The sequence below is a fragment of the Polaribacter sp. M10 genome, from assembly GCF_054968445.1.
This window is the reverse complement of the sequence record NZ_JBSSBG010000002.1, coordinates 51,776-76,014: the sequence shown is the minus strand read 5'-3', so window position 1 is coordinate 76,014 and position 24,239 is coordinate 51,776. Positions and strand designations below refer to the sequence as shown.

The following is a 24,239-nucleotide window of genomic DNA, read 5'->3' as shown; positions in this document are numbered from 1 at the left end:
TATTAAGTTTTACCATTTAAGGAAGTCTGCAAACGACTTGTCAAATAAAAAATAGTAGTATTATTTATTATGGCATCTTTGTTTCTCATTAAAATTCTTTGAATGAAGTCCCTCACTATACTTTTAGTTGATGATGATAAAATAGAAAGACTTAAGTTTAAAAAAGTTTGTCAAAAAGTAAACCTAAACTGTTCTGTATTAGAGGCAGTTAATGGAGAAGAGGCTTTCGATTTGTTAAACGACAATAAAAACGCTTTCGATTTAATTATTACAGACATTAATATGCCAAAGATGAATGGTTTTGAGTTTTTAAAAGCATTAAAAAGTAATGTAAAACTGAAACCAATTCCGGTGGTAATTATGTCTACTTCAGAAAGTAAATTAGATTTAAAAAAAGGCTATGGAATAGGTATTTCTGGTTATTTTTCTAAACCCTTAAATTACGCAGACTACTTAAACAAAGTAACTTCTTTGTTACAATATTGGCATAAAGCAAGCTTATCGAATTCATAAATATTTGTATTTTTGTTTGTGGTGTATTCTTGTACTTCAACTTTTAAAAAAAATATTTATGGAACTACCTAATTTATCTGTAATTAAAGAAATATCCGAAAACGATATGGAGTTTCAAAATAGTATTATAGAAATTCTTAAAACTGAGTTTCCTCAAGAAGTTGATTTATATAAACAAAATTTTGATTCTAAAAATTATTTAGAGGCTTCTAACAACGTTCATAAGCTAAAACATAAAATAAGTTTGTTAGGTTTAAACAATGGTTTGCAAACTGCTACAGCATATGAATTGGCCTTAAAGAACGGAAATATAGAGTTGCATAACGATTTTATTCAAATTTTAGACAAAATTCACGTATATTTATACGAATAAAAGTTTCCAACATTTTATTATGGATTGTATAATAATTGATGATGATGCAACTGCAAGGTTAATTACGAAACAACTTTGCTTAAAAACTGAAAAAATTAATGTTGTAGACGAATTTTCTTCAGCAATAGATGCTATAAAATTTTTAAATACAGCAAGTGTAGATTTGGTTTATTTAGATATTCATATGCCTACTTTTTCTGGATTTGATTTTATACAAACCTTAAAAAATCCACCAAAAATAATTTTAACTACTAGCGATAAAAATTTAGCTTTAGAGGCTTTTGAGTATAAAAGTGTGGTTGATTATTTAGTAAAACCTATCTCTAAAGAGCGTTTTAATAAATCAATAGAAAAATTAGAATCTTTTACTAAATTAGAAGAATCAAAACCAGCGACAAAAGAGATAAGCAACTCTAATTTTATTTACGTAAATGTAGATAGAAGATTGGTTAAAGTTAATATACCTAGCATTTATTTAATTGAAGCAAAAGGAGATTATATCAACATAAAAACAGAAGAAAAAAATTATATTGTACATTCTACATTAAAAAAGATTGAAGACAAATTACCTTCAGATTCTTTTTTTAAAGTACACAGATCTTTTGTTATCAACATTTCCGAAATTATTGATATTGAAGATAATACTGTTTTAATAAAAAAAGAAGTAATTCCCGTTAGTAGATCTAATAAAAGTGAGTTAATGAAGAAGTTAAATTTGCTATAACCCATTCATCGACACTTAAGTTTTATTCGTCGACACTTTATTGTGTTTAATCGCGACTTATATTTTAGAAATCGTTTTCGAACATATATTTGTAGTATAATTATAACAATTATAAGTTGGGGGATTTATAAATTGTAACTAATAGAGGACTGATATTTATATCAGTCCTTTTTTTTGTGCCTAATTTTTCTTGACTTAGGTAAAATGGCTGAGCCAGTTTTTTAAATTATAAGATTAATATTTTAATTACGTAGATTTAATCAATACTTTAGTATAGGTTTAAACTTTTTACTAAATTGATAGTCTAAGTAGAATAATTGTATTAATTATGAAACAAAAACATATTCAGCATCTGTATTGGCGAGCTAGTTTTGGAATTAACGCAAAAGAATTATTATCAATAAAATCGAAATCGAAATCAAAAATTATTGCTGATCTTTTTAAAGATTCTAATAAATACCATAAACTAGAATTAAACTTATCTGAGTTTAATCATATAAAATACAAAAGCAGAAAAGAGCTTACAAAGGACTTTACAGAGAAAGAAATCAGAAAATTTAGAAACCAATTACAACAGAAAGTTAGAAACTTAAATTATGCTTGGCTTAAAAGATTAGCAGAGCCAAATGCCATTTTACGAGAAAAAATGACATTATTTTGGGCAAATGTTTTTGTGTGCAGAGACAACGATATTTTCTTTATACAACAGTATAATAATACCTTAAGAAAACACGCTTTAGGAGATTTTAGAGCATTTGTAAAAGCAATTGCAAAAGAACCTTCTATGAGCAAATATTTAAATAATAGGCAAAATAGAAAACAAAAACCAAATGAAAATTTTGCTAGAGAGTTAATGGAACTTTTTACTTTAGGTGTTGGCAACTACTCAGAACAAGATATTAAAGAAGCTGCAAGAGCGTTTACAGGGTGGAGTTTTAAAAATGATGGAACTTACTTTTTAAATAAAAAGCAACACGATTTTAATTCAAAAACATTTTTTGGTAAAACTGGCAATTTTAATGGAGATGATATTATAGACATCATTTTAGAGCAAAAACAATGTGCCAAATACATTTGTACTAAAATTTACACCTATTTTATAAATCCTATTATTGATGAAAAAAGACTGGAAGAAATAACGGATATTTTTTACAAAGACTATAATATTAGTAAATTAATGAAACATATCTTTAAGTCGAAATGGTTTTATAATGATGATAATATTGGTGCTAAGATAAAATCTCCTGTAGAATTATTAATTGGAATTCAAAAAGTAGTACCAGTAACTTTTACGAAACAGCAACAAGTAAATTATTTACAAAAAATGATGGGACAAGTACTTTTATATCCAAATAATGTTTCTGGTTGGTTGGGTGATAAAAATTGGATAGACTCTAACACCTTAATGTTCAGATTAAAATTATCTGCTGTTTTGTTAAACAATGCAGTAATTAATTTGGAAGAAAAAGGTGAGTTCGAAGATACTTTCGATAAGTATTATAACAATGCTAAAAAGAGAAACAAATACATAAAAACCACTAAAAATTGGGATGAATTTGATGAAAATTACAAAGATTTAGACCCAAAAGAATTAACAGATGTATTAATTCAGCCAAAAATAGATCAAGATACAGTAGCACTTTTAGATGCTTTACAAATTACATCAAACAGAAATTTTTGTATTCAATTAATGTCAATTCCTGAATATCAACTTTGTTAAACTAAAACTATGGAAAGAAGAGATTTTTTAAAACAAAGTACCTTAGCAAGTAGCTTATTTTTTGTGCCGAATTTTGTAAAAGCTTTTGAAAAGGTTTCTAAAGATATCTTTAAACATAAAAAGCTGGTAATTATTCAATTATCAGGTGGTAATGATGGTTTAAATACAATTATTCCTTATACCAATGATGTCTATTTTAAGAGCAGACCTAGTATTTCCATCTCTAAAAATAAGGTGATAAAAGCCACCAACGATTTAGGTTTTCATGAAAGTTTAGCCCCTTTAAAAAATTTATATGATCAAGGTTACCTTTCAATTATCAATAATGTTGGCTATCCAAATCCTAATAGATCTCATTTTAGATCTACAGATATTTGGCAAACAGCAAGCAATTCAGACGAGTATTTAAACTCGGGTTGGGTAGGTAGATTTATAGATAAATATGGTAAAAATCCTTATGCTGGTATTGAGTTAGATGATAGCCTTTCTTTAATTATGAAGGGTGATAATATGAATGGAATTGCCACAAAAAATCCTAGAGTTTTGTTTAGCAATACTCAAACTCCATTTTTTAATAAGGTTTTAAAACAGCAAACAGATGCGCATTTAAGCGAACACAATTTAGGGTATTTGTATAAAACGATGATTGAAGCAAAATCATCTGCAAAATATATTTACGAAACCTCAAAAACCTATAAAAGTAATTTTCAATACCCAAATAATCCTTTTGGCAAACAGTTAAAAACTACAGCAGAATTTATCAACTCAGATTTAGAAAGTAAAGTTTATTATGTGTCTATGGGAGGGTTTGATACACATGCCTATCAAGTAAACAAACATAGTAAATTATTAAAAACGTACAGTGAAGCAGTAGAAATTTTTGTAAAAGATTTAAAGAAAAATAATAATTTTAAAGATACTTTAATTCTCACTTTTTCTGAATTTGGTAGGCGAGTGCAACAAAATGCAGCAGCAGGTACAGATCATGGAGCTGCAAATAACATCTTTTTAATTGGCGAAAATTTAAAGAAAAAAGGTTTTTATAATGATGCTCCAGATTTATTAAAGCTAGACAAAAACCGAGATTTAATTCACAGTATAGATTTTAGATCTGTGTATGCCACAATTTTAGACAAATGGTTGCAAGTAGATGATGCATCAATTTTAAATAAATCTTTTAGCAAACTAGATTTTATTTAATAAAGACAGACAAATCTATTTCTTTTTTAAAGAAGATGCTCTTATTATTAAGTCAGACTCTAAAATAATCTTATTTAAAGATTGTTCTATTTTTGGTTTTTTGGTATATTCTAAAAACGTTTCTGCAGCTATTTTTCCTATTTTGTAACTGTGCTGATTTACACTTGTTATGGTTGGTGTAACCATCGCAGAAAAAGGCTCATCACCAAAACCAACCAAAGCAATTTCATCAGGAATTTTAATTCCATTTTCATTAATAACTTGTAAAGCACCCAAAGCAGCATAATCACCAGCAACATATACAGCATCTGGTCTATTATCTAAAGCTAAAAGTTGTTCCATTTTTTGTCTGCCATCTTCTACAGTTAAATTACTTTCTATTAAAAGTTCTTCATCTAAAGGTAGGTTATGCTTTTTAATGGCATCTATATAACCCCTTATTCTGTTGTTATAAATTCTAGTACGTTTAAAACCGCCAATATGAGCAATACGTTTACAACCTTGGTCTACCAAATGATTTACAATCATGTGGCTGCTATTATAATCATCAATACCAATATAATCTACATTCAAATCATTTTCACCACGATCAAAGGTTATTAATGGAATACCTGCAGCTTTAATTTTTTCGTAATACTCTAAGTTTACAGTTTCATTAGCCATAGAAGCAATTATACCATCAACCTGAGTGTATAACAAGGCATCAATATTCTTACATTCTTTTTCATAAGATTCGTTAGATTGTGTAATAATGATATTATACCCTTTTTCATTTAACACTTCTTCTATATTATGTATGGTTGCAGAAAAGAAGTTACTGTTTGTTTTGGGTACAATAACACCCACTAAGTTGCTTTTTCCACTTCGCAAAGCACTTGCCAAATGATTAGGCTGATAATTTAAATTTTTAGCAACTTGTTTTACCGCTTTTTTAGTTTTTTCGCTAATTCTAGGGTCGTTATGCAAGGCTTTAGAAACAGCAGCAGCAGAGATATTTAATACGTTTGCAATATCTTTTATGGTAGTTTTGTTTTTTTTTGCCAAAATTTTATATCTTTGCTTAATCGTTTAAACAAATATACAGTTTATTTGGTACAATCAAAACTATTAGTCATATAAGTGTTTTGATTTTATTTTTAATAATTGTTTAAACGTTTAACCAAAAAGATTTATAATTTATTTAATACTAAGAAATGGGTAAAGTAGTAACATTTGGAGAAATCATGTTAAGATTGGCTCCTCAAGGATTTTTAAGATTTTCGCAAGCAAATAATTTCGACGCTATTTATGGTGGAGGAGAATCTAACGTAGCAGTTTCATTAGCAAATTACGGAGTAGATGTAGACTTTGTAACGCGTTTACCAAAGAATGATATTGGTGAGTGTGCAATGATGGAAATGAGAAAACGTGGTGTAAATGTTGATAAAATTGTTTGGGGTGGAGACAGATTAGGAATCTATTTTTTAGAAACAGGTGCTGTATCTAGAGGCTCTAAAGTAGTTTATGACAGAGCGCACTCTGCTATTGCAGAAATAGAATCTGGTATGATAGACTGGGATGCTGTTTTTGAAGGTGTAGAATGGTTCCATTGGACAGGTATTACACCTGCAATTTCACAAGGTGCAGCAGATGTTTGTTTAGAAGCTGTTAAAGTTGCAAGCGCTAAAGGAATTACAATTTCTACAGACTTAAATTATAGAGCTAAACTTTGGAAATTCTGTGACGCAGCTCATAGAGAAAAAATAATGACAGAATTAACGTCTTACTGTGATATTGTTTTAGGTAATGAAGAAGATGCTGAAATGCATTTTGGTATTAAACCAGAAGGAATTTCTGTACAAACAGAAGGGCATAACGTAAAAGCAGAAGCATTTTTATCAGTTTGTGAGCAAATGATGAAAAAATTCCCAAGAGCTAAAAAAGTAATTACTACTTTAAGAGGTTCAATTTCTGCATCTCACAATACTTGGGCTGGTGTTTTATATGATGGAACAACTTTATACCAAACACGTCAATACCAAATTACAGATATCGTAGATAGAGTTGGTGGTGGAGATTCATTTATGGGAGGTTTAATCTACGGATTATTAAAATACCCAGAAGACGATCAAAATGCATTAGACTTTGCAGTAGCTGCATCTTGCTTAAAACACACTATTAAAGGCGATGCTAACTTAGCAACAGTTGCAGAAGTAGAAAAATTAATGGGAGGTGATGCTTCTGGTAGAGTAGCAAGATAATTATGGCACAGTTTACAAGAATAGAAGTAGCACAAATTATGAAAGACACAGGAATGGTTCCTTTGTTTTTTCATAAAGATATAGAAGTAAGTAAAAAAGTTTTAAAAGCTTGTTACGATGGTGGAGCAAGACTTTTAGAATTTACAGCACGTGGAGATTTTGCTCACGAAGTTTTTGGTGAGTTAACAAAATATGCCATTGCAGAATTACCAGGAATGGTAATGGGTGTAGGTTCTGTAACAGACGCTGGGCAAGCATCTTTATACATGGCTTTAGGAGCAAACTTTATTGTAACTCCAGTATTAAGAGAAGACATTGCAATAGTTTGTAATAGAAGAAAAGTACTTTGGTCTCCTGGTTGTGGTACATTAACAGAAATTACAAGAGCAGAAGAGTTAGGATGCGAAATCGTAAAACTTTTCCCTGGTGATATTTACGGACCACAATTTGTAAAAGGTATTAAAGGCCCACAACAATGGACGTCTATTATGCCAACAGGCGGAGTTGCACCAACAAAAGAAAACTTATCAGCTTGGTTTGCTGCAGGAGTTACTTGTGTAGGTATGGGCTCTAAATTAATGGCAAAAGATGCCGATGGTAATTTTGATTTAGCAAAAATTGAAGAAAAAACTAGAGAGGCTTTAACTATTATTAAAGACTTAAAAAGCTAGTTTATATTGAATTATTTTTAAACGAAGGAAACTCCAGCTTTTTTAAGCTGGAGTTTTTTTTTGAGTAGCTTTTTCCTGCTTTCGTTACTCGCTTTTTTTTCGTACCTCAAAAAAGAGCTCAAACAAACCACTCAATCAGGGCTAAACCTCTTTGTAGGTTTACTGCTTATTTTAAGCACAGATTGCTAGTTTAGTATGTATCCAACAAAAAACACGAACTTTGTAAACATCAAACTAAAATAATTATGATTCAAAAACTAAATCAAATAAGTGTAATTCTAATGTTCACTTTTATTTTATTTAGCTGTGATAGCAATTCAAAAAACAACTCTTTTAAACTAAAAGAAGGAGATTTACTATTTCAAAATACAGGAACAGATGATATAGATAATGCCATTAAAAACGTAACAGCAACATCAATTGCTAAAAACTATTCGCATGTTGGTATAGCAATGAAAGAGAATGATAAATGGTATGTGGTTGAGGCAATTCCCAAAATAGGAATTAGCCAAACACCTTTAAATAAGTTTTTAAACAGAAATAAGAATAAACACAACAAATCGCAAACTACAGTTGCAAGATTAGACAGCGTTTATCAACCATATATTTCTAAAGCAATTGCATACGGACTTGAAAGGATAAATACACCTTATGATGATATTTTTTTATGGGATAACACTTCTTATTATTGTTCAGAATTAGTTTATAAAATGTTTTCTTCTCAAAATTTGTCTAAAGAAGCTATTCCTTTTCTTACACATCCCATGACGTTTAATGATAGTACAGGAAAACCAATGGAGAGTTGGGTAAACTACTACAAAACACGCAATCATCCAATTCCTGAAGGAATAGAAGGTACAAATCCTAATTTAATGGCTAGCAGTCCTCATATCACTTTTATACACGATTACGAAAAAGAATAAAAGCGTTATCTTTAATTTACTCTAAATTCTAAAAAAATGAAAGTAACTGCAGCAAAAAACGAAAAAGTTGCCAATATGATTTTTGCAACGATTTACCCTCTTTATTGGAATAGATTAGAAAAAAACGGAAGAACAAAAGAAGAATTTCATCAAGTAATAGAATGGTTAACAGGTTTTAATCAAGATAAATTACAATCTTTAATCGATGAAAAAGTAACCTTTAGAGAATTTTTTGAACAAGCAAAAATACATCCCAATGCAAATATGATTAAAGGAGTGGTTTGTGGTTAAAGAATTGAAGAAATAGAAGACGAATTTGAAGTCTATAAAAAATGTAGACAAATGGAAAAACTAATAGATGAATTAGCCAAAGGTCGTAATATGGAAAAAATTTTACGAACTTAGATTATACTTTTAAAACAAGAGTTTTTCCTCTTGATTTTTACATTGAAAAACTCGAACTTCGCTAACGCCGATTATAAGTCATTAAAAAGGATGTCATAATCGTGTTAAGTTGGCAACATTAAATAGCGCTCTTACATAATTAAGACTTTAAGTATTTACTTAACTTAAAACCTTTCTTATTTAATATTTTTGAAATATTCTTAATTAAGAAGTACCTTTGTTTAAGTTTATACTTAAATAAATATGAAAACATTCAAATCAGGTAATTACATAAACCAAGGAACTCATAAAAGTTTTCAACCTACGAAAATAAATCAACAATGGACAATTGACGATATGGAAGTATTAACTCTTTTAAGTCAAGCAGATAGGCAACTTGGAAGACTTGATATGTATTCTGAATATATTCCAAATATCGATTTATTTATCAGTATGCACGTTTTAAAAGAAGCAACCCAATCAAGCAAAATTGAAGGAACAAAAACAAACATAGAAGATGCTTTATTAGATAAAGAGGATGTAAATGATGAAAAACGAGATGACTGGGAAGAAGTTCAAAACTATATTGAAGCATTAAATTCAGCCATCAAAAGCTTAGAAAAACTACCTTTTTCTTCAAGATTAATCAGGGAGACACATAAAATACTACTCCAAGGTGTAAGAGGAAAACATAAACTTCCAGGAGAGTTTAGGAGTAGTCAAAACTGGATAGGAGGAGCAAGTATTAATGATGCTACATTTGTTCCTCCAATTCATACAAGCGTTAATGAATATATGAGTGATTTAGAAAATTTTGCTCACAATGTTGAATCATTTTTCCCTGATTTACTTAAAATAGCTTTAATTCATTATCAATTTGAGACAATTCATCCTTTTTTAGACGGTAATGGTAGAGTTGGTAGACTAATGATTACGTTATATTTAGTTGAGAAAGGAATATTAAAAAAGCCTATCCTCTATCTTTCAGATTTTTTTGAAAGAAACAGAATGTTATATTATGATAATCTGACAAGAGTTAGAGAAAAAAATGATTTAAGTCAATGGCTGAAATTTTTTTTAGTTGGTGTAATTGAAACTGCAAAAAACGGAATAAACACATTTGATAGTATCTTGAAGTTACAAAAAGAAGTTGAAATTAAACTACAAACATTAGGAAGCCGCTCACATAACGCACAATTGATTTTAAACCATCTTTACCAACGACCAATTATAAATGCTCAAAAAGTTAAAGATTTGACAAGTTTATCATCACCTTCTGTCTACAAATTAATTGAAGAACTTGAAAAGTTGGAAATATTAACCGAAATTACTGGAGGAAAAAGAGGGAAAATTTATTTATTCAGAGAATATATAAAACTATTTAAATAAAAACGTTGCCCAACACCGTACAAAAATTAATTGCTTGCTTTTTGCTTACTTACGAAAATCCTCGTGGATTTTCTTTGTCAGCAACTATTTATTAACTTTATAGCTAAACCATAGCAACTAACCTTGTATACACACGTTAGCGAAATTTAAAATTCTATCTTTTGTTAATTTTATTTTCAGCAAATAATTTTTGATTTATTACCTTGCATCAAAAAGCTAAAATGCCTAAAAATCCTGAGTTAGAACTTGCCTTTAATTTTATCAATAAAACAGATAGAAATCTGTTTATTACAGGTAAAGCAGGTACAGGAAAAACTACATTTTTACATAAAATTAAAAACGAATCTTTAAAAAGAATGGTAATTGTTGCACCAACAGGTGTTGCAGCAATTAATGCAAAAGGGGTTACTGTACATTCGTTTTTTCAAATGCCTTTTGGTCCAATTTTACCAAATCAACCACAAAATAGTCAACAACAAAGAAGGTTTTCTAAAACCAAAATAGATATTATAAAATCGTTAGATTTAGTAATTATAGACGAAATTTCTATGGTTCGTTCAGATCTTTTAGATGGTATAGATCAAGTAATGAGGCGTTATAAAAACCGAAATAAAGTATTTGGTGGCGCACAAGTTTTAATGATTGGAGATTTGCAACAATTAGCTCCTGTTGTTAAACCAAACGAATGGAGTTTACTAAGAAATTATTACGAAACTGTCTATTTTTTTAGCTCAAAAGCTTTTCAAGAAGCCAATGTGGTTTCTATTGAATTAAAGCATATTTATCGTCAGAAAAACGAAGATTTTATTACCATTTTAAATGAAATTAGAAACGATAGTTTATCAGATAAATCTGCTAAAATTTTAAACGAACGTTACAATCCAAATTTTTCTCCAACAAAAGACGATGGATTTATAACACTTACAACGCACAATAAAAGAGCCAACTTAATCAACGATTCTGAGTTGAATAAAATTAAAAATAGAAGCTATTTTTTTGATGCAGAAATATCTGGTAAGTTTAATGAAAACTCTTTTCCTAACGATCAAAAATTAGAGTTAAAAGTTGGTGCTCAAGTAATGTTTATCAAAAATGATTCATCACAAGAAAAAAGATATTTTAATGGTAAAATAGGTATTGTAACCGATATTTCTAGAGATAGTGTAACTGTACAATGTGCCAACGAAATTGATGAAATTGTAACAGAAAGAGAAAATTGGGACAACGTAAATTACTCTATTAACGAAGAAACCAAAGAGATTAAAGAAGATGTAATTGGTTCTTTTTCTCAAATTCCTTTGCGTTTGGCTTGGGCAATTACCATTCATAAAAGTCAGGGTTTAACCTTTGAAAAAGCCATTATAGATGCAGAAGCTTCGTTTGCGCACGGACAAACCTATGTAGCTTTAAGTAGGTGTACTTCTTTAGAAGGTTTGGTTTTAAAAACGCCAATTACTAGCAATGCAATTATTAACGACCAAACAGTTAGCACGTTTAACGAGAGTGTAGAAGAAAATCATCCTGATGAAAGGATTTTAAACGAATCTGAAAAAGAATTTCAGCTCAATTTAATTTCAGAATTATTCGATTATCAGCCATTTTTATATCCATCAACACGATTAATCGATATTTTTTACAAAAATAAAACCTCAATTAAAGGCGATGTAATTGATCATTTACAAACCATAAAAGATGATGGAGTTGTAGCATTGATGAAAGTTTCTAACGGATTTAAAAATCAATTAAATAAAATTTCTGAGGATAATGTCCTCCCAGAAAATAGTTCTCAAATTCAAGAACGATTTACAAAAGGGGTTGCTTATTTTATCAATCAAACAAAAAATAACATCCAAAAACCATTAGATGCCATTTCATTTTCTTCGGATAATAAAGCTGTAAAAAAAGACTTTTCCAAACAGTTTGATACACTTCAAGAAAAGTTAGAAGAAAAACTATTTGCGTTAGAAAAAATGACAAATGGTTTTAAGGTGCAAGATTATTTAGAGGTTAGGGCAAATGCGGTTTTACAAAATACTGAGCCCAAAAAAAAGAAAAAAGTAGCTTCTAAAAGAGATGCTCTTTTGGCTTTAAAATTACGCGAATTGCGAGATGAAATTAGAATAAACGAAAACATACCCGCTTTTCAGATTTTTACCCAAGAAACACTTTATGCCATTTGCGACGAAATGCCAAGAACAGAAAAAGACTTGCTTAATGTAAAAGGAATGGGTAAAATTCGTGTGCAAAAATATGGAGAAGAAATTTTAGAAGTTATTGAGCAATATTGCAAAGAAAACGGAATTAATAAATTTAACGAGCAGAAAAAAGAAGCTAAAAAACCTACCAAACAAATTAGTTTAGAGCTCTTTAAATCTGGACTTTCTGTAAAAGAAATCGCAAAAGAAAGAAGCCTAACAACTGGCACAATAGAAAGTCATTTGGCAAGTTTTATTCCTACTGGAGATGTAGATATTTTAGAATTAATTCCGCTTAAAAAGTATAAAAAATTGGTAAAACAAATTGAAGAAGTTGACTTTAAAAACCTTACAGAACTCAAAGAAAAAGTAGACAAATCCTTTACTTTTATGGAGTTAAGAATGGTGTTATTGTCTTTAGAAAATTAAAATTTTTAGTAGCTATTTCCTGCTTTCCATTATATCTTTTTTTGTGAAAAACAAAAAAAGGATGCCATTACAATCAGGGCTAAACTTTTTTGCCAACTATTTGTACGGCCTAAAACACAAGTAATTACAAAAGATTTTCTTAACTTTAAAACATCAACCAAAAACTATAATTATGAAATTAGGTGCATTTTCTAGCAGTTTAGCCGTAAAAGACATTCATAAATCAAAAGCTTTTTACGAAAAATTAGGATTTTCTGTTTTTGCAGGCGATATTGAAAAGAACTATTTAATTATGAAAAACGGCAATGCTTTAATTGGTCTTTTTCAAGGAATGTTCGAAAACAATATACTCACTTTTAATCCTGGTTGGGATGAAAATGCCAACAAATTAGCTGAATTTGATGATGTAAGAACCATTCAAAAACACTTAAAACAAGAAGGTGTAACCTTAGAAACAGAAGCAGATGAAACCACTTCTGGTCCTGCAAGTTTCGTGGTTTTAGATCCTGATGGAAATGCTATTTTAATAGATCAGCATGTTTAGGATTTAATTTAATTAAAAATAATTATTCTTCTAAAATTAAGGGTAAGAAGACTAATAAAATGATAAAACCTTTAATTATTTAAGAAATAATTAAAGGTTTTGTAATACTTTTTTAAGTATTTTTTGTGTTTTTCTATTTAGCTAAATTAGCTTTTAGTTGTTTCATTTTTAAAAAAAACTAACTCTTAATTTTCGATTTTGGTGGATTTGGCAATTGATCAAAACCCATATTAAATAAGGTAAAACCAAAAATATCTGCATATAGTTCTATGATTTTTGCAATTGGTGTACCTGCTCCATGACCAGCATTGGTTTCTATTCTAATTAAAACAGGGTTTTCTCCAGCTTGTTTTTCTTGCAATTCTGCTGTAAATTTAAAACTGTGTGCTGGCACAACTCTATCATCATGATCTCCTGTAGTTACTAAAGTTGCTGGATATTTTGTGCCTTTTTTTACATTATGTACTGGTGAATATCCTTTTAAATAATTGAACATTTCTTTGCTATCATTAGCAGTTCCAAAATCGTAAGCCCAAGCAGCACCAATAGTAAAGGTGTGATAACGCAACATGTCTAAAACACCAACAGCAGGCAAAGCTACTTTCATCAACTCTGGTCTTTGTGTCATTGTAGCCCCAACTAATAAGCCTCCATTTGAGCCTCCATTAATGGCTAAGAAATCTGAAGAGGTGTAGTTATTTTCAATTAAATATTCTGCAGCTGCTATAAAATCGTCAAAAACATTTTGCTTTTGCATTTTAGTACCAGCAATATGCCATTTTTTACCATATTCGCCTCCACCACGTAAATTGGGTACAGCATAAATTCCTCCTTGTTCCATCCAAACAGCCATTATAGAGCTAAAACTTGGTGTAAGGCTAACATCAAATCCCCCATAACCATATAAAATTGTTGGATTTTTCCCATTCAATTCTAATCCTTTTTTATAGGTAATAATCATAGGTACTTTTGTACCGTCTTTAGAAGTATAAAAAATCTGATTACTTATATAATCATCAGTATTAAAATCATGAGCAGGTTTCCAGTAGGTTGTATACGTTCCGTTTTCAGGATTTAATTGAAACGAAGAACTTGGTGTTTTGTAATTGGAAAAACTAAAATACAATGTTTTGTCTTTGGTTTTTCCTTCAAAGCCAAAAGCGGTTCCTAAACCAGGTAGTTTTACTTCGCGAATTAAGTTTCCATCAAAATCATATTGTAATACTTTAGATACAGCATCTACCATATAACTTGCAAAAAAATATCCAGCACCTGTAGAAGGAGACAATACGTTTTCTGTTTCAGGAATAAAATCTTCCCAGTTTTCTGGAGTAGGATGAGCAGCATCAACAGTAACCACTTTTTTATTTGCTGCGTTTAAATTGGTTACTAAATACAATTTGCTATCTCTGTTATGGATGACGTAGGTATCACTTTTTGTGTGATCTAAAACAGTGATTAATTTACTATTTGTTTTCGATAAATCTTTGATAAACAATTTGTTTCCAGAGGTAGATACAGACGCAGTAATCACTAAATATTTATTATCTTCAGTTAAAGTACCACTTACAGATGTATGTTTTTCTTCTGGAGTTCCTCCAAAAATAACCTTATCTGTTTTTTGTGATGTTCCTAATTTGTGATAATACAATTTATGTTGATCTGTTTTTGCAGACAATTCGCTTCCTTTAGGTTTGTCGTAACTTGAGTAATAAAAACCTTCGTTTTTGTACCAAGAAATTTCGGAGAATTTTACATCAACCAAAGTATCTTCTTTTATGGTTTTAGATTCCACATCTAAAACTATAATTTTTCTCCAATCAGAACCACCTTCTGAGATAGAATAAGCAGCAGTTTTTCCATTTTTAGAAAAACTTAATGTGCCTAAAGAAGTGGTACCATCTTCAGAAAAAGTATTTGGGTCTAAGAAAATTTCTGGTTCAGCATTCCCTTTTTTTCTATAGATAACAGACTGATTTTGCAAACCATCATTTTTAGAAAAATAAGTATAATCGCCTTCTGTATAGGGAGTTCCAATTCTTTCGTAGTTTATCATTTCTGATAAACGAGATTTTAATTGTTCTCTGTAAGGTATTTTGCTTAAATAATCGAAGGTAACAGCGTTTTCTGCTTTTACCCAAGCTTCTGTTTCAGTACTTCTATCATCTTCTAACCATCTATAATTGTCGGTTACAGCTGTGCCAAATAAGGTGTCTACAACTGGTTTTTTTTCAGTTTCTGGATAATTCACTTCTATATTTTTGTGTTTTATTTCTTGGGTACAACAAGCTAAAGTAATACTTGCTAAAATAAGGTGTGGAATAAATTTGATTTTCATATTCGTGATTTTTTTGGTTTAAATGTAAAAGTTATTTACAACATTATCAAGTATTTACTAATTTTTAACAATTTGATAATTGATAAGATCAGGATTTGTAATTATCAACATAAAAAAACGACTACTTTTGTACAAGAATAGAATGAATTCTTTAATTAATTTTAAAGATAAAATAGTAAAAGATGACAGAAAATTTAACAAGAGCAACATTTTTAGAAAAAGTTTTCAATTTTGAAGAAAATAAAGAGTGGAAATTTGAAGGAGACAAACCAGCATTAATAGATTTTTATGCAGATTGGTGTGGACCTTGTAAAATGTTAGCGCCCATTTTAGAGCAACTTTCAGAAGAATATGAAGGCAAAATAAATATTTATAAAATAGACACAGAAGCAGAGCAAGAACTGTCTGCAGCATTTGGCATTAGAAGCATTCCTTCTATGTTATTTTGTCCTGTAGAAGGCGAACCACAAATGGCAAATGGTGCGTTACCAAAAGCAGATTTAGAACGTGTTATTGCAGAAGTTTTAAAGGTAGAAAAATAAAAAAAGCCCATCCTAACCTTTCCAAAGGTAAGGAATTTTCACTCTTGTGAAAAAAATGTAATTCCTGTAAGAACAGGAATCAAAAAAAACCTGAAAAGTTAATTTTCTGGTTTTTTTTATGTTAAAATTTTATACATAAGAATTCTATGCATCAAAAAATTATGTATATTTGATGCGAGTCGCGTTGACAAACTTAAAATGTCATCTCGAGTGAATTTGAGAAATTATAGAAATAAAAATATATTTTTATTGAAGATAGCAAGCGTAGCTTAACAAATTTGTATCGAGAACATACAAGACTTCTCGATACAATTTCGATTGAAAAAATCGAAATCACTCGAAGTGACAGGAAAACAATTACACATTTCAACAATTAAACGATTAAACACCAAAAATGGGAAATCAGAAATTATACAAAGGTTCTTTACAAACCATCATTTTAAAATTATTAGAAACTAATGATAAAATGTATGGGTATGAAATTACTCAGAAAGTAAAAGAACTCACCAAAGGCGAACTAAAAATTACAGAAGGTGCTTTGTATCCTGCATTGCACAAATTAGAAGCTGATGGTTTGCTAGATGTTGAGGTTGCAAAAGTGGGCAATAGACTTCGCAAATATTACAAATTAACAGAAAGTGGCACCAAAGAAACTGCGAATAAGTTAGAAGAAATGCAAGAGTTTTTAAAAACAATGCAGCACTTGGTGAATCCTAAATTTAGTTTGGAGTAAAAATTTTTAGCTATGGAATTAACAAAAGAACAAACACAAAAAGTAGAAGAATATTTAGATAAAAAAAGATTCAATTTTATTGATTTAAGAGTAGAAGTTTTAGATCATATGATTTCAGATTTAGAAAGCTTTTTGAATAAAAATTATTCTTTTGAAAACGCTTTTAAAATAACCGTTTTAAAATGGGATAAACATTTTAGAGAATCTTCTAGTTTCTTTTTTGGTTTTCAATATCATGAGTCTAAAATTGTGGTTAAAAATGCGGTAAAAATTTTTAAGCCTTTTTACTTTTTGTATCTGGCTTGTTATTTTTCACCTATGCTAATTTTCACAAATTTTCATATTGTTTTTTCAGAGGGTTTCTCAGATTTTACGAATGGATTTTTAAACGGATTAAACATCGGTTTTTTGCTTTACTTGATCTTTTTAATTACAAAAGTGTATAAATCTAAAGTAAAAACAACTTACAGTTTTATTTTAAGAACACAGTATTTAGGAATCACCTTTTTAGTACTTCCTCTATTTATGGGCAATCATTTTAACGATGATAAAAGTTTTATTCCCTTTTTAATCAGTTTTCAAAGTGCAGGTTTTGCAGTTACTTATATCTGTCATTATTTCTACAAAAAGCACGAAGAAGCCATCAAAAAGTATAAAATTTCGTAGCTATGGAATTATCAAAAGAACAACTTTTACAAATAGACAATTACATTTTTTCTTGCGGCATAAAATATTATGATGTGAGAACAGAAATTGTAGATCATTTTGCCAATATTTTAGAAGAAAGGTTAGCTAAAAATCCAGATTTAGATTTTAAAAAAGAAATTAGAAACATTCACAGAAACTTTTCTGATAGCGGTTTTAGTAAATTGTTAAAAGAGAAAACAAAATCAGTCAATAAAAAGTTTTACAAACAGTCTTTTATACACTTAATTAGGTTTTTTAAACTTCCTAGAATTTTAATTTCTGCAGGTTTATTTTATACTTTGTTTTTGTTGATGAATTTGTTTGAGGATAAAATAGACTTTTTTGCTAGTTTGTCTTTCTTTGGATTGATTGGTTTTTTAGTGTTTACGATAATTTCTTTTATTAGAAATAAAGGCAAAAAAAACAAGTTTCTAACTCTTGAAAGAAATTCTGATTTTAACATATTTATCTCTAGTATTTTTAATTTATGTTATCAGAGTAATAGTTTTCGTTCAGAAGAAAGTTTTTTAAATCCTATACATAATCAGATACATTTAGCTGTTTTTGTTGTAATCATTTTGTTTTATTGGTCTGGAGAATATGTTTTTCATCAAAACAAAAAAAAGATAAAAGAACAATATCCAAATGTAATTGTGTAACTATGGAATTAGCAAAAGAACAAATACAATACATAGAACATCGTTTAGAAAACGAAGGTGTAAAATATTGGGACATTAGAATAGAACTGTTAGATCATGTAGTTTCTGATCTTGAGAAAAATTTAAAAGAAAATAGTTCTGAAGCTGATTTTAAAAAAATGGTTCAGAATTCGTTTATTTTTTTAGGTTGGAATGGAAGTTTTGATGACTTAACAAAACAACGTTTGTTTTGTATTAATAAAATTGTTAGAAAACAGTATTTTAATCAAATAGGATTGTTTTTTACAAATTTTAAATCAATTTTTTTAATCTTTCTAATAACAAGTTTGTACTATTTTGTTTTAGTAACTTTTAATTTAAAATCGTTTAAAGTAATTACAATGTTTATCTTGTTTGCACCAATGATTTATGGCGGCTTTTTATATTTTTCAGAATTTTCTAAAAAAAGGAAATCTGGTTATTTAACTTATAGTACCTTTTATATTTTCTTTTCATTTTTAATGCTAAATGGAGTTATTCAATTTGTAAAACCAGATGGAATTATTCCTGTTGCCAAAGAAACTCAGCTGCTTGTTTGGTTTGCAGTAACTTGTTTAAATACGCTTTTTTCTTCAGCAGGTATTTTAGTTCATCATAAAACCTTAAAAAAGATAAAAAATATAGAATTGAAGTTAAAAAGTATATGAAACTAACCCAATCTCACATAGATGAACTTTACAAATTTACACGTCAGCATTATGTAGAATATTATGATGTGCAAACTGAATTGGTAGATCATTTGGCTAATGATATTGAGCAAATTTTAGAAGAGTATCCAAAATTATCTTTTGAAGAAGGACGAGATAAATCCTTTAAAAAATTCGGAATTTTTGGTTTTATGGATGTTATTGAAGCCAAACAAAAACAAATGAACAAACGTTATTGGAAAATTCTTTGGCGTTTTACCAAAGAGTGGTTTACTCTACCAAAAGTTATAGTAACTTTTGCTGCTTTCTTGTCTATTTTTATGTTACTTCAAATAGAATATTCAGAATATCTTTTCTTAGGTACACTTTTAATTTTAGTAACTTTTGAAATGATTGCTGCATACAAAATAAGAAAAGAACATAAAGTAAAAGAAAAGGAGGGTGAAAAAATATTTTTGTTAGAAGCCATGATAGGAACAACCAAAAATGGTTATACAGGCTTGGTTTTTGTACAGATGTTCAATTTTATAAATCTTACAAGATTTGATTTTTCCGAGTTAGAACCTCATTGGGTTTTTATTATAGCTATTGTGTTAACTTTATTGTGCATTTTGTTTTACGTTTCCAATTATGTAATTCCACAAAAAGCAGAAGAATTGTTGCAAGAAACGTATCCAGAATATAAATTGGTTAAAAATTTGTAACAAAACCTTTGCAAACACTACTTATAGAATAACTACTTAACCAAACTTTATGATTTCACATTTTTTAAAACTAGAGTGGAAAAAGTTTTTTCGTTCGGCTTCATTCGGAAAAAGTGTTGCTTTAAAAATAGTAATGGGATTTTTTGCGCTTTGGATGCTTTTAGGCTTTTTGTCTATTAGTGTTGGAGGCTATTTTATTCTTAAAGAACAATTTCCAGACAAAGACCCTTTTATTGTTGTCAATAATTTTCTAATCTTTTTATTGATTTCAGATTTAATAATGCGATATATTTTACAGAAAATCCCAGTAATGGATATAAAACCAATGCTGATACTTTCTATTAAAAAGAAAAAATTGGTGAATTATATATTAACGAAGTCTATTTTTTCCTTTTTTAATTTTGGTGCACTAATTCTATACATTCCTTTTTCTATTATATTAATTTCTAAAGGATATAATTTAGTTGGTGTTTTAGGTTGGTTGTTTTTTATGCTAATGCTAACTTTATGCATCAACTTTATTAACTTTTTAATTAATAAAAACAACATTGCACTTGGTGCTTTAGTAGTATTCTTAGCTGTTGTTTGGTTGTCTTATAAATATCAGTTTTTCGATATTACAGTATATTTTGGTAAAGCCTTTTATGCTGTTTATAATTATCCACTATTATCAATTATAGGGTTATTATTGGCAACAATATTTTATTATTTAAATTTTAAACAATTATCTAATGCTTTGTATTTAGATGGTGCAATTAAGTTAAAAGAAGAAGAAGTTAATTCTGCAGATTTATCATTTATAGATAAATTTGGTGATGTTGCACCTTTTATAAAAAACGACATTCGTTTAATTTGGCGAAATAAAAGAACAAAAATGGTCTTTTTTATGTCTTTTTTCTTCTTACTATTTGGACTTATATTTTTTACTTTAGAGGCATATAAAGATTCTCAAATTTGGCAATTATATGCTTGTATTTTCTTAACAGGTGGTTTTGCAATGAATTATGGGCAATTTGTACCTGCTTGGGATAGTGAGCATTATAGAATGTTAATGACACAAAATTTCTCTTATCGTAAATTTTTAGAATCTAAATGGTTTTTAATGGTAGTAATGACTGTTGTACTTTTTATTTTGTCTACACCATATATCTATTTTGGCTTAGATAAGTACTTATTAATAGTTGCTGGTTTTTTCTTTAATATTGGTTTTACACCTTTAGTAATGTTATATATGGGTGCTTTTAATAAAAAAAGAATAGATTTAAGTGCAAGTGGTTTTGGTAATACACAAGGTACAAGTGCAGCTCAATTTATTGTAATGCTGCCAGTTTTAGTATTTCCAATAATAATTTATGCAATAGTTAATTATTTTTTTGGTTTTAATACAGCAATCAGTGCAATTGCGGCAGTTGGTGTAATTTCAATTTTACTAAAAAATTCTATTATGAATTTTATTGAAAAAAAATATCAACAAAAAAAATATAGTACACTTCACGGATTTAAACAATCAGAATAACCAAAATTAATTCAAGACTACAATGATTACAATAGATACAGTTTCAAAAAAATACGGAAAAGCAGAAGTTTTAAATGTTGTATCAATAGAAATTCCTACAGGCCAAAGTTTTGGTTTGGTAGGTAATAATGGAGCAGGTAAAACAACATTGTTTAATATTTTGTTAGATTTAATTAGGCCAACTACAGGCGCAATTATCAATAACGATATTGTTGTAAACCAAAGCGAAGATTGGAAAAATTTTACAGGTTCTTTTATTGATGAATCTTTTTTGATTAGCTATTTAACACCAGAAGAATATTTCGATTTTATTGGAGATTTAAGAGGGATGAACAAAGCCGATGTTAAAACATTTATAGCAAAGTTCGATGAGTTTTTTAATGATGAAATAATTGGAAAGAAAAAATACTTAAGAGATTTAAGTAAAGGAAATCAGAAAAAAGCTGGAATTGTTGCAGCAATGATGGGAAATCCGCAAGTAGTAATTTTAGACGAACCTTTTGCTAATTTAGATCCTACAACTCAGATTCGATTAAAGAAAATTATTAAAGAATTAACAGAGAATAAAGAAGTTACAGTTTTAGTTTCTAGTCACGATTTAACACACGTAACAGAAGTTTGCGAAAGAATTGTAGTTTTAGAAAAAGGAGCTGTGGTAAAAGATATAGTTACATCTGCAGAAACTTTAAAAGAATTGGAAAGCTATTTTGCTGAATAAATATCGAATTCTTTATTTATTATTATTTTTATAGACTGTATTTATACTATTTTTGTCATAAATCAGTTGTAAATAAGAGTTTTTGGCTCTTATAAAAAAATAATTCATTTAGATTTACTAGTGTGAAAAACACGCAGAAAACACTTATTATAGTTATCATTTTTGCAACCATATATGCTTGTGGAACAAAAAAAGATACTTTTATAAGCAGAAATTACCAAGCACTTACTACAAAATACAACGTTCTTTTTAATGGTAAACAATACCTTCAAGAAGGTGTAGATGCTATTAATGAAGACTATAAAGACGATTGGTTTAACCAATTACCAATAGAACCTATTGTTTTTGAAGAAGATAAATTTGTGATTCCTAAATACAACAATGGTCCAGGTGCTGGTTTTGGAAATTCTAAAAGAAATAACACGCAGCAAAAAGAGTTAACCACTTTCGAAAAAGCAGAAGAAAAAGCCATTAAAGCCATTCAAACTCATGGAATGAATATCGATGGTTTTGAGCGTAACAGACAAATAGATGATGCGTATTTGTTGTTAGGTAAATCTCGTTATTATCAGCAACGTTTTGTGCCTGCTGTAGAGGCTTTTAACTATGTAATTGCAAATTATCCGCAAGCAAATTTAATTGCAGAAACTAAAATTTGGCGAGCTAAAACCAATATTCGTTTAGATAACGAAGAAATGGCCATAGAATCTATGAAGCTTTTAATGGTGGTAAGAGATACTTTAGAAGCCAATTTGCCAGACGAAATTAAAGAATTAGGCCATACAGCTTTAGCCATGGCTTATGTAAAAAGCGATAGCTTACAAAAAGCAAAACAACATTTACAATTAGCAACAAGAACTTTAAACAATAAGACACAAGCTGCAAGAAACTTGTTTATTTTAGGGCAAATGTATAGTCTAGAGAATAAAAAAGATTCTGCAAGTTTAGTGTTTCAAAAGTTAATCGATTTTAAAAAAGCACCATACAAATACAAAATTCACGCAAATATAGAGTTGGCTAAAAACTCATCTAACGATTCTACAGCAAGTGTGGTTTTAGAAAAATTACAAAAGCTGATAAAAAACAGAGACAACAGACCTTATTTGGATGAATTGTATTATCAAACAGGAGTTTTACATCAAAATAATGATAGCATTCAATTGGCTGTAGATTTTTACAATCAATCCTTAAGAGCTAAAAATGGAGGTGATAAACAAAAAACATTCACTTACGAAAAATTAGGAAATATTGCTTTTAAACAAGATGCTTATCAGCAAGCAAGTGCTTATTACGATAGTGTTTTGCAAGTTTCTAAAGACACTTTAAATCTAAGAATTAGACGAATAAAAAGAAAACATAAAAACTTAGCATCATTAATTAATTTCGAAAATGTTGTTGCTAAAAACGATAGTATTGTAAGAATTGCAACTTTATCCGAAGACGAACAAAAACTATTTTTCGAAAATTATATAGAAAAGCTTAAAATTGCTGATGAAGAAGCTGCACAAATAAGATTAAATCAATTGGCTTTTGGTAATACAAATGGGGGTTTACAATCTGCAAATAAAGGAAATTGGTATTTTTACAACAATCAATCTTTAAGTTTTGGTAAATCTGAATTCCAAAAAATATGGGGAAACAGAAAATTAGAAGACAATTGGAGATGGTTAGAAAAATCGACTATTGGTGGTGGAACTAAAGATTCTATACAAGCAAAAAAAGTAAATCTAAAATATAATTTAGAAACCTATTTAGCTACAATTCCTACAGAAAAAACAGAAATAGACAGCTTAAAAACCGATAGAAATCAAGCGTTATACGAGTTAGGTTTAATTTACAAAGAGCAGTTTAAAAATCAAAGTTTAGCAAAAGAACGTTTAGAAAGAGTGGCATCTTTACAGCCTGCAAAAGAATTGATTTTACCTATAAACTGGCATTTGTATCAAATTTATACTAATTTAGGTGATGTTACTAGTGCAGAAAAACACAAAAATGTAATTCTTACGCAATATTCAAACACAAAATTTGCACAAGTTATTCAGAATCCGAATGCCAAATTTGAAGAAGAAGTTGCAGTAAATGAAATAGAAAATGCATACAAAGAAATGTATTATTTGTACAAAGAAGATAAATTTGAAGAAACGATTACCAAAATAGAAGAATTTTTACCAACCATTTCAAATTCAGAATTAATTCCTAAATTTGAACTCTTAAAAGCTTTTGCTATAGGTAAATACAAAGATAAAGAAGCTTACAAAACAGCCTTAGAATTTGTAGCTGTAAGTTTTGGAAATACAGAAGAAGGCAAAAGAGCAAAAGCAATTATAGCACAATTAGAGAAGTAGAATTTT

General features: G+C 29.0%; 22 protein-coding genes and 1 pseudogene. 21 read left to right on the top strand and 2 right to left on the bottom strand.

Going from position 1 to position 24,239, the window contains the following annotated elements; translation table 11 throughout:
* The first annotated feature begins 102 nt into the window (after positions 1-102).
* From ACWYN7_RS03040 to ACWYN7_RS03020, 5 genes are all read left to right on the top strand, one after another.
* Positions 103-513 carry a response regulator gene (locus ACWYN7_RS03040; RefSeq protein WP_462858372.1) on the top strand — a complete coding sequence of 137 codons (411 nt, stop codon included), beginning with the start codon at positions 103-105 and terminating at the stop codon, positions 511-513.
* 58 nt (positions 514-571) lie between these two features.
* Positions 572-886, top strand: a complete 315-nt coding sequence (locus ACWYN7_RS03035; protein WP_462858371.1) for an Hpt domain-containing protein — start codon at positions 572-574, stop codon at positions 884-886.
* 19 nt (positions 887-905) lie between these two features.
* Complete coding sequence (locus ACWYN7_RS03030; protein WP_462858370.1) at positions 906-1,610, top strand: LytR/AlgR family response regulator transcription factor; 705 nt, start codon at positions 906-908, stop codon at positions 1,608-1,610.
* 328 nt (positions 1,611-1,938) lie between these two features.
* A complete protein-coding gene (locus ACWYN7_RS03025) occupies positions 1,939-3,330 on the top strand; it encodes a DUF1800 domain-containing protein (protein ID WP_462858369.1) in 1,392 nt (463 codons plus the stop codon).
* 9 nt (positions 3,331-3,339) lie between these two features.
* Positions 3,340-4,530, top strand: a complete 1,191-nt coding sequence (locus ACWYN7_RS03020; RefSeq protein WP_462858368.1) for a DUF1501 domain-containing protein — start codon at positions 3,340-3,342, stop codon at positions 4,528-4,530.
* Between the two features lie 15 nt (positions 4,531-4,545).
* Here the strand turns inward: ACWYN7_RS03020 and ACWYN7_RS03015 are convergent, their stop codons facing one another.
* The gene (locus ACWYN7_RS03015; protein WP_462858367.1) at positions 4,546-5,574 is read right to left on the bottom strand and encodes a LacI family DNA-binding transcriptional regulator; all 1,029 of its coding nucleotides are present in this window, start codon (positions 5,572-5,574) and stop codon (positions 4,546-4,548) included.
* A gap of 149 nt (positions 5,575-5,723) precedes the next feature.
* Here ACWYN7_RS03015 and ACWYN7_RS03010 point away from each other — a divergent pair, with 149 nt between their 5' ends.
* The 7 genes and pseudogenes from ACWYN7_RS03010 to ACWYN7_RS02980 all read left to right on the top strand — a co-directional run bounded on the left by ACWYN7_RS03010 (position 5,724) and on the right by ACWYN7_RS02980 (position 13,305).
* Positions 5,724-6,770: a PfkB family carbohydrate kinase gene (locus ACWYN7_RS03010; RefSeq protein WP_462858365.1), complete on the top strand. Its 1,047-nt coding sequence runs from the start codon at positions 5,724-5,726 to the stop codon at positions 6,768-6,770.
* Between the two features lie 2 nt (positions 6,771-6,772).
* Positions 6,773-7,441 (top strand): bifunctional 4-hydroxy-2-oxoglutarate aldolase/2-dehydro-3-deoxy-phosphogluconate aldolase, encoded by a 669-nt coding sequence (locus ACWYN7_RS03005; protein ID WP_462858364.1) that lies wholly within the window; start codon positions 6,773-6,775, stop codon positions 7,439-7,441.
* Between the two features lie 245 nt (positions 7,442-7,686).
* Positions 7,687-8,364, top strand: a complete 678-nt coding sequence (locus tag ACWYN7_RS03000; protein ID WP_462858363.1) for a YiiX/YebB-like N1pC/P60 family cysteine hydrolase — start codon at positions 7,687-7,689, stop codon at positions 8,362-8,364.
* 36 nt (positions 8,365-8,400) lie between these two features.
* A pseudogene (locus ACWYN7_RS02995) lies at positions 8,401-8,769 on the top strand (DUF2200 domain-containing protein).
* Positions 8,770-9,012: 243 nt separating this feature from the next.
* On the top strand, positions 9,013-10,137 hold the full coding sequence (locus ACWYN7_RS02990) for a Fic family protein (RefSeq protein WP_462858362.1): 1,125 nt from the start codon (positions 9,013-9,015) through the stop codon (positions 10,135-10,137).
* Between the two features lie 221 nt (positions 10,138-10,358).
* Positions 10,359-12,761 (top strand): helix-turn-helix domain-containing protein, encoded by a 2,403-nt coding sequence (locus ACWYN7_RS02985; RefSeq protein WP_462858361.1) that lies wholly within the window; start codon positions 10,359-10,361, stop codon positions 12,759-12,761.
* A gap of 172 nt (positions 12,762-12,933) precedes the next feature.
* Positions 12,934-13,305: a VOC family protein gene (locus tag ACWYN7_RS02980; RefSeq protein ID WP_462858360.1), complete on the top strand. Its 372-nt coding sequence runs from the start codon at positions 12,934-12,936 to the stop codon at positions 13,303-13,305.
* A 178-nt stretch (positions 13,306-13,483) separates the two neighbouring features.
* Here the strand turns inward: ACWYN7_RS02980 and ACWYN7_RS02975 are convergent, their stop codons facing one another.
* Complete coding sequence (locus tag ACWYN7_RS02975) at positions 13,484-15,643, bottom strand: prolyl oligopeptidase family serine peptidase (RefSeq protein WP_462858359.1); 2,160 nt, start codon at positions 15,641-15,643, stop codon at positions 13,484-13,486.
* Positions 15,644-15,825: 182 nt separating this feature from the next.
* Between ACWYN7_RS02975 and trxA the strand changes: the two genes are divergently transcribed.
* The 9 genes from trxA to porW all read left to right on the top strand — a co-directional run bounded on the left by trxA (position 15,826) and on the right by porW (position 24,233).
* A complete protein-coding gene (trxA, locus tag ACWYN7_RS02970; RefSeq protein ID WP_462858358.1) occupies positions 15,826-16,185 on the top strand; it encodes a thioredoxin in 360 nt (119 codons plus the stop codon).
* A 394-nt stretch (positions 16,186-16,579) separates the two neighbouring features.
* A complete protein-coding gene (locus ACWYN7_RS02965) occupies positions 16,580-16,918 on the top strand; it encodes a PadR family transcriptional regulator (RefSeq protein WP_215994193.1) in 339 nt (112 codons plus the stop codon).
* Between the two features lie 12 nt (positions 16,919-16,930).
* Positions 16,931-17,584, top strand: a complete 654-nt coding sequence (locus ACWYN7_RS02960) for a hypothetical protein (RefSeq protein ID WP_462858357.1) — start codon at positions 16,931-16,933, stop codon at positions 17,582-17,584.
* A gap of 2 nt (positions 17,585-17,586) precedes the next feature.
* The gene (locus ACWYN7_RS02955) at positions 17,587-18,264 is read left to right on the top strand and encodes a hypothetical protein (RefSeq protein WP_462858356.1); all 678 of its coding nucleotides are present in this window, start codon (positions 17,587-17,589) and stop codon (positions 18,262-18,264) included.
* A gap of 2 nt (positions 18,265-18,266) precedes the next feature.
* Positions 18,267-18,950 carry a hypothetical protein gene (locus tag ACWYN7_RS02950; protein WP_462858355.1) on the top strand — a complete coding sequence of 228 codons (684 nt, stop codon included), beginning with the start codon at positions 18,267-18,269 and terminating at the stop codon, positions 18,948-18,950.
* Positions 18,947-19,654, top strand: a complete 708-nt coding sequence (locus ACWYN7_RS02945) for a hypothetical protein (RefSeq protein WP_462858354.1) — start codon at positions 18,947-18,949, stop codon at positions 19,652-19,654. Before ACWYN7_RS02950 ends, ACWYN7_RS02945 begins: the two co-directional genes overlap by 4 nt.
* Positions 19,655-19,703: 49 nt before the next feature.
* Complete coding sequence (locus ACWYN7_RS02940; protein WP_462858353.1) at positions 19,704-21,170, top strand: DUF5687 family protein; 1,467 nt, start codon at positions 19,704-19,706, stop codon at positions 21,168-21,170.
* A gap of 22 nt (positions 21,171-21,192) precedes the next feature.
* Positions 21,193-21,888, top strand: coding sequence for an ABC transporter ATP-binding protein (locus ACWYN7_RS02935; RefSeq protein ID WP_462858352.1), 696 nt, complete (start codon positions 21,193-21,195; stop codon positions 21,886-21,888).
* A gap of 122 nt (positions 21,889-22,010) precedes the next feature.
* Positions 22,011-24,233, top strand: a complete 2,223-nt coding sequence (gene porW / locus ACWYN7_RS02930; RefSeq protein ID WP_462858351.1) for a type IX secretion system periplasmic lipoprotein PorW/SprE — start codon at positions 22,011-22,013, stop codon at positions 24,231-24,233.
* The last annotated feature ends 6 nt before the right edge of the window (positions 24,234-24,239 follow it).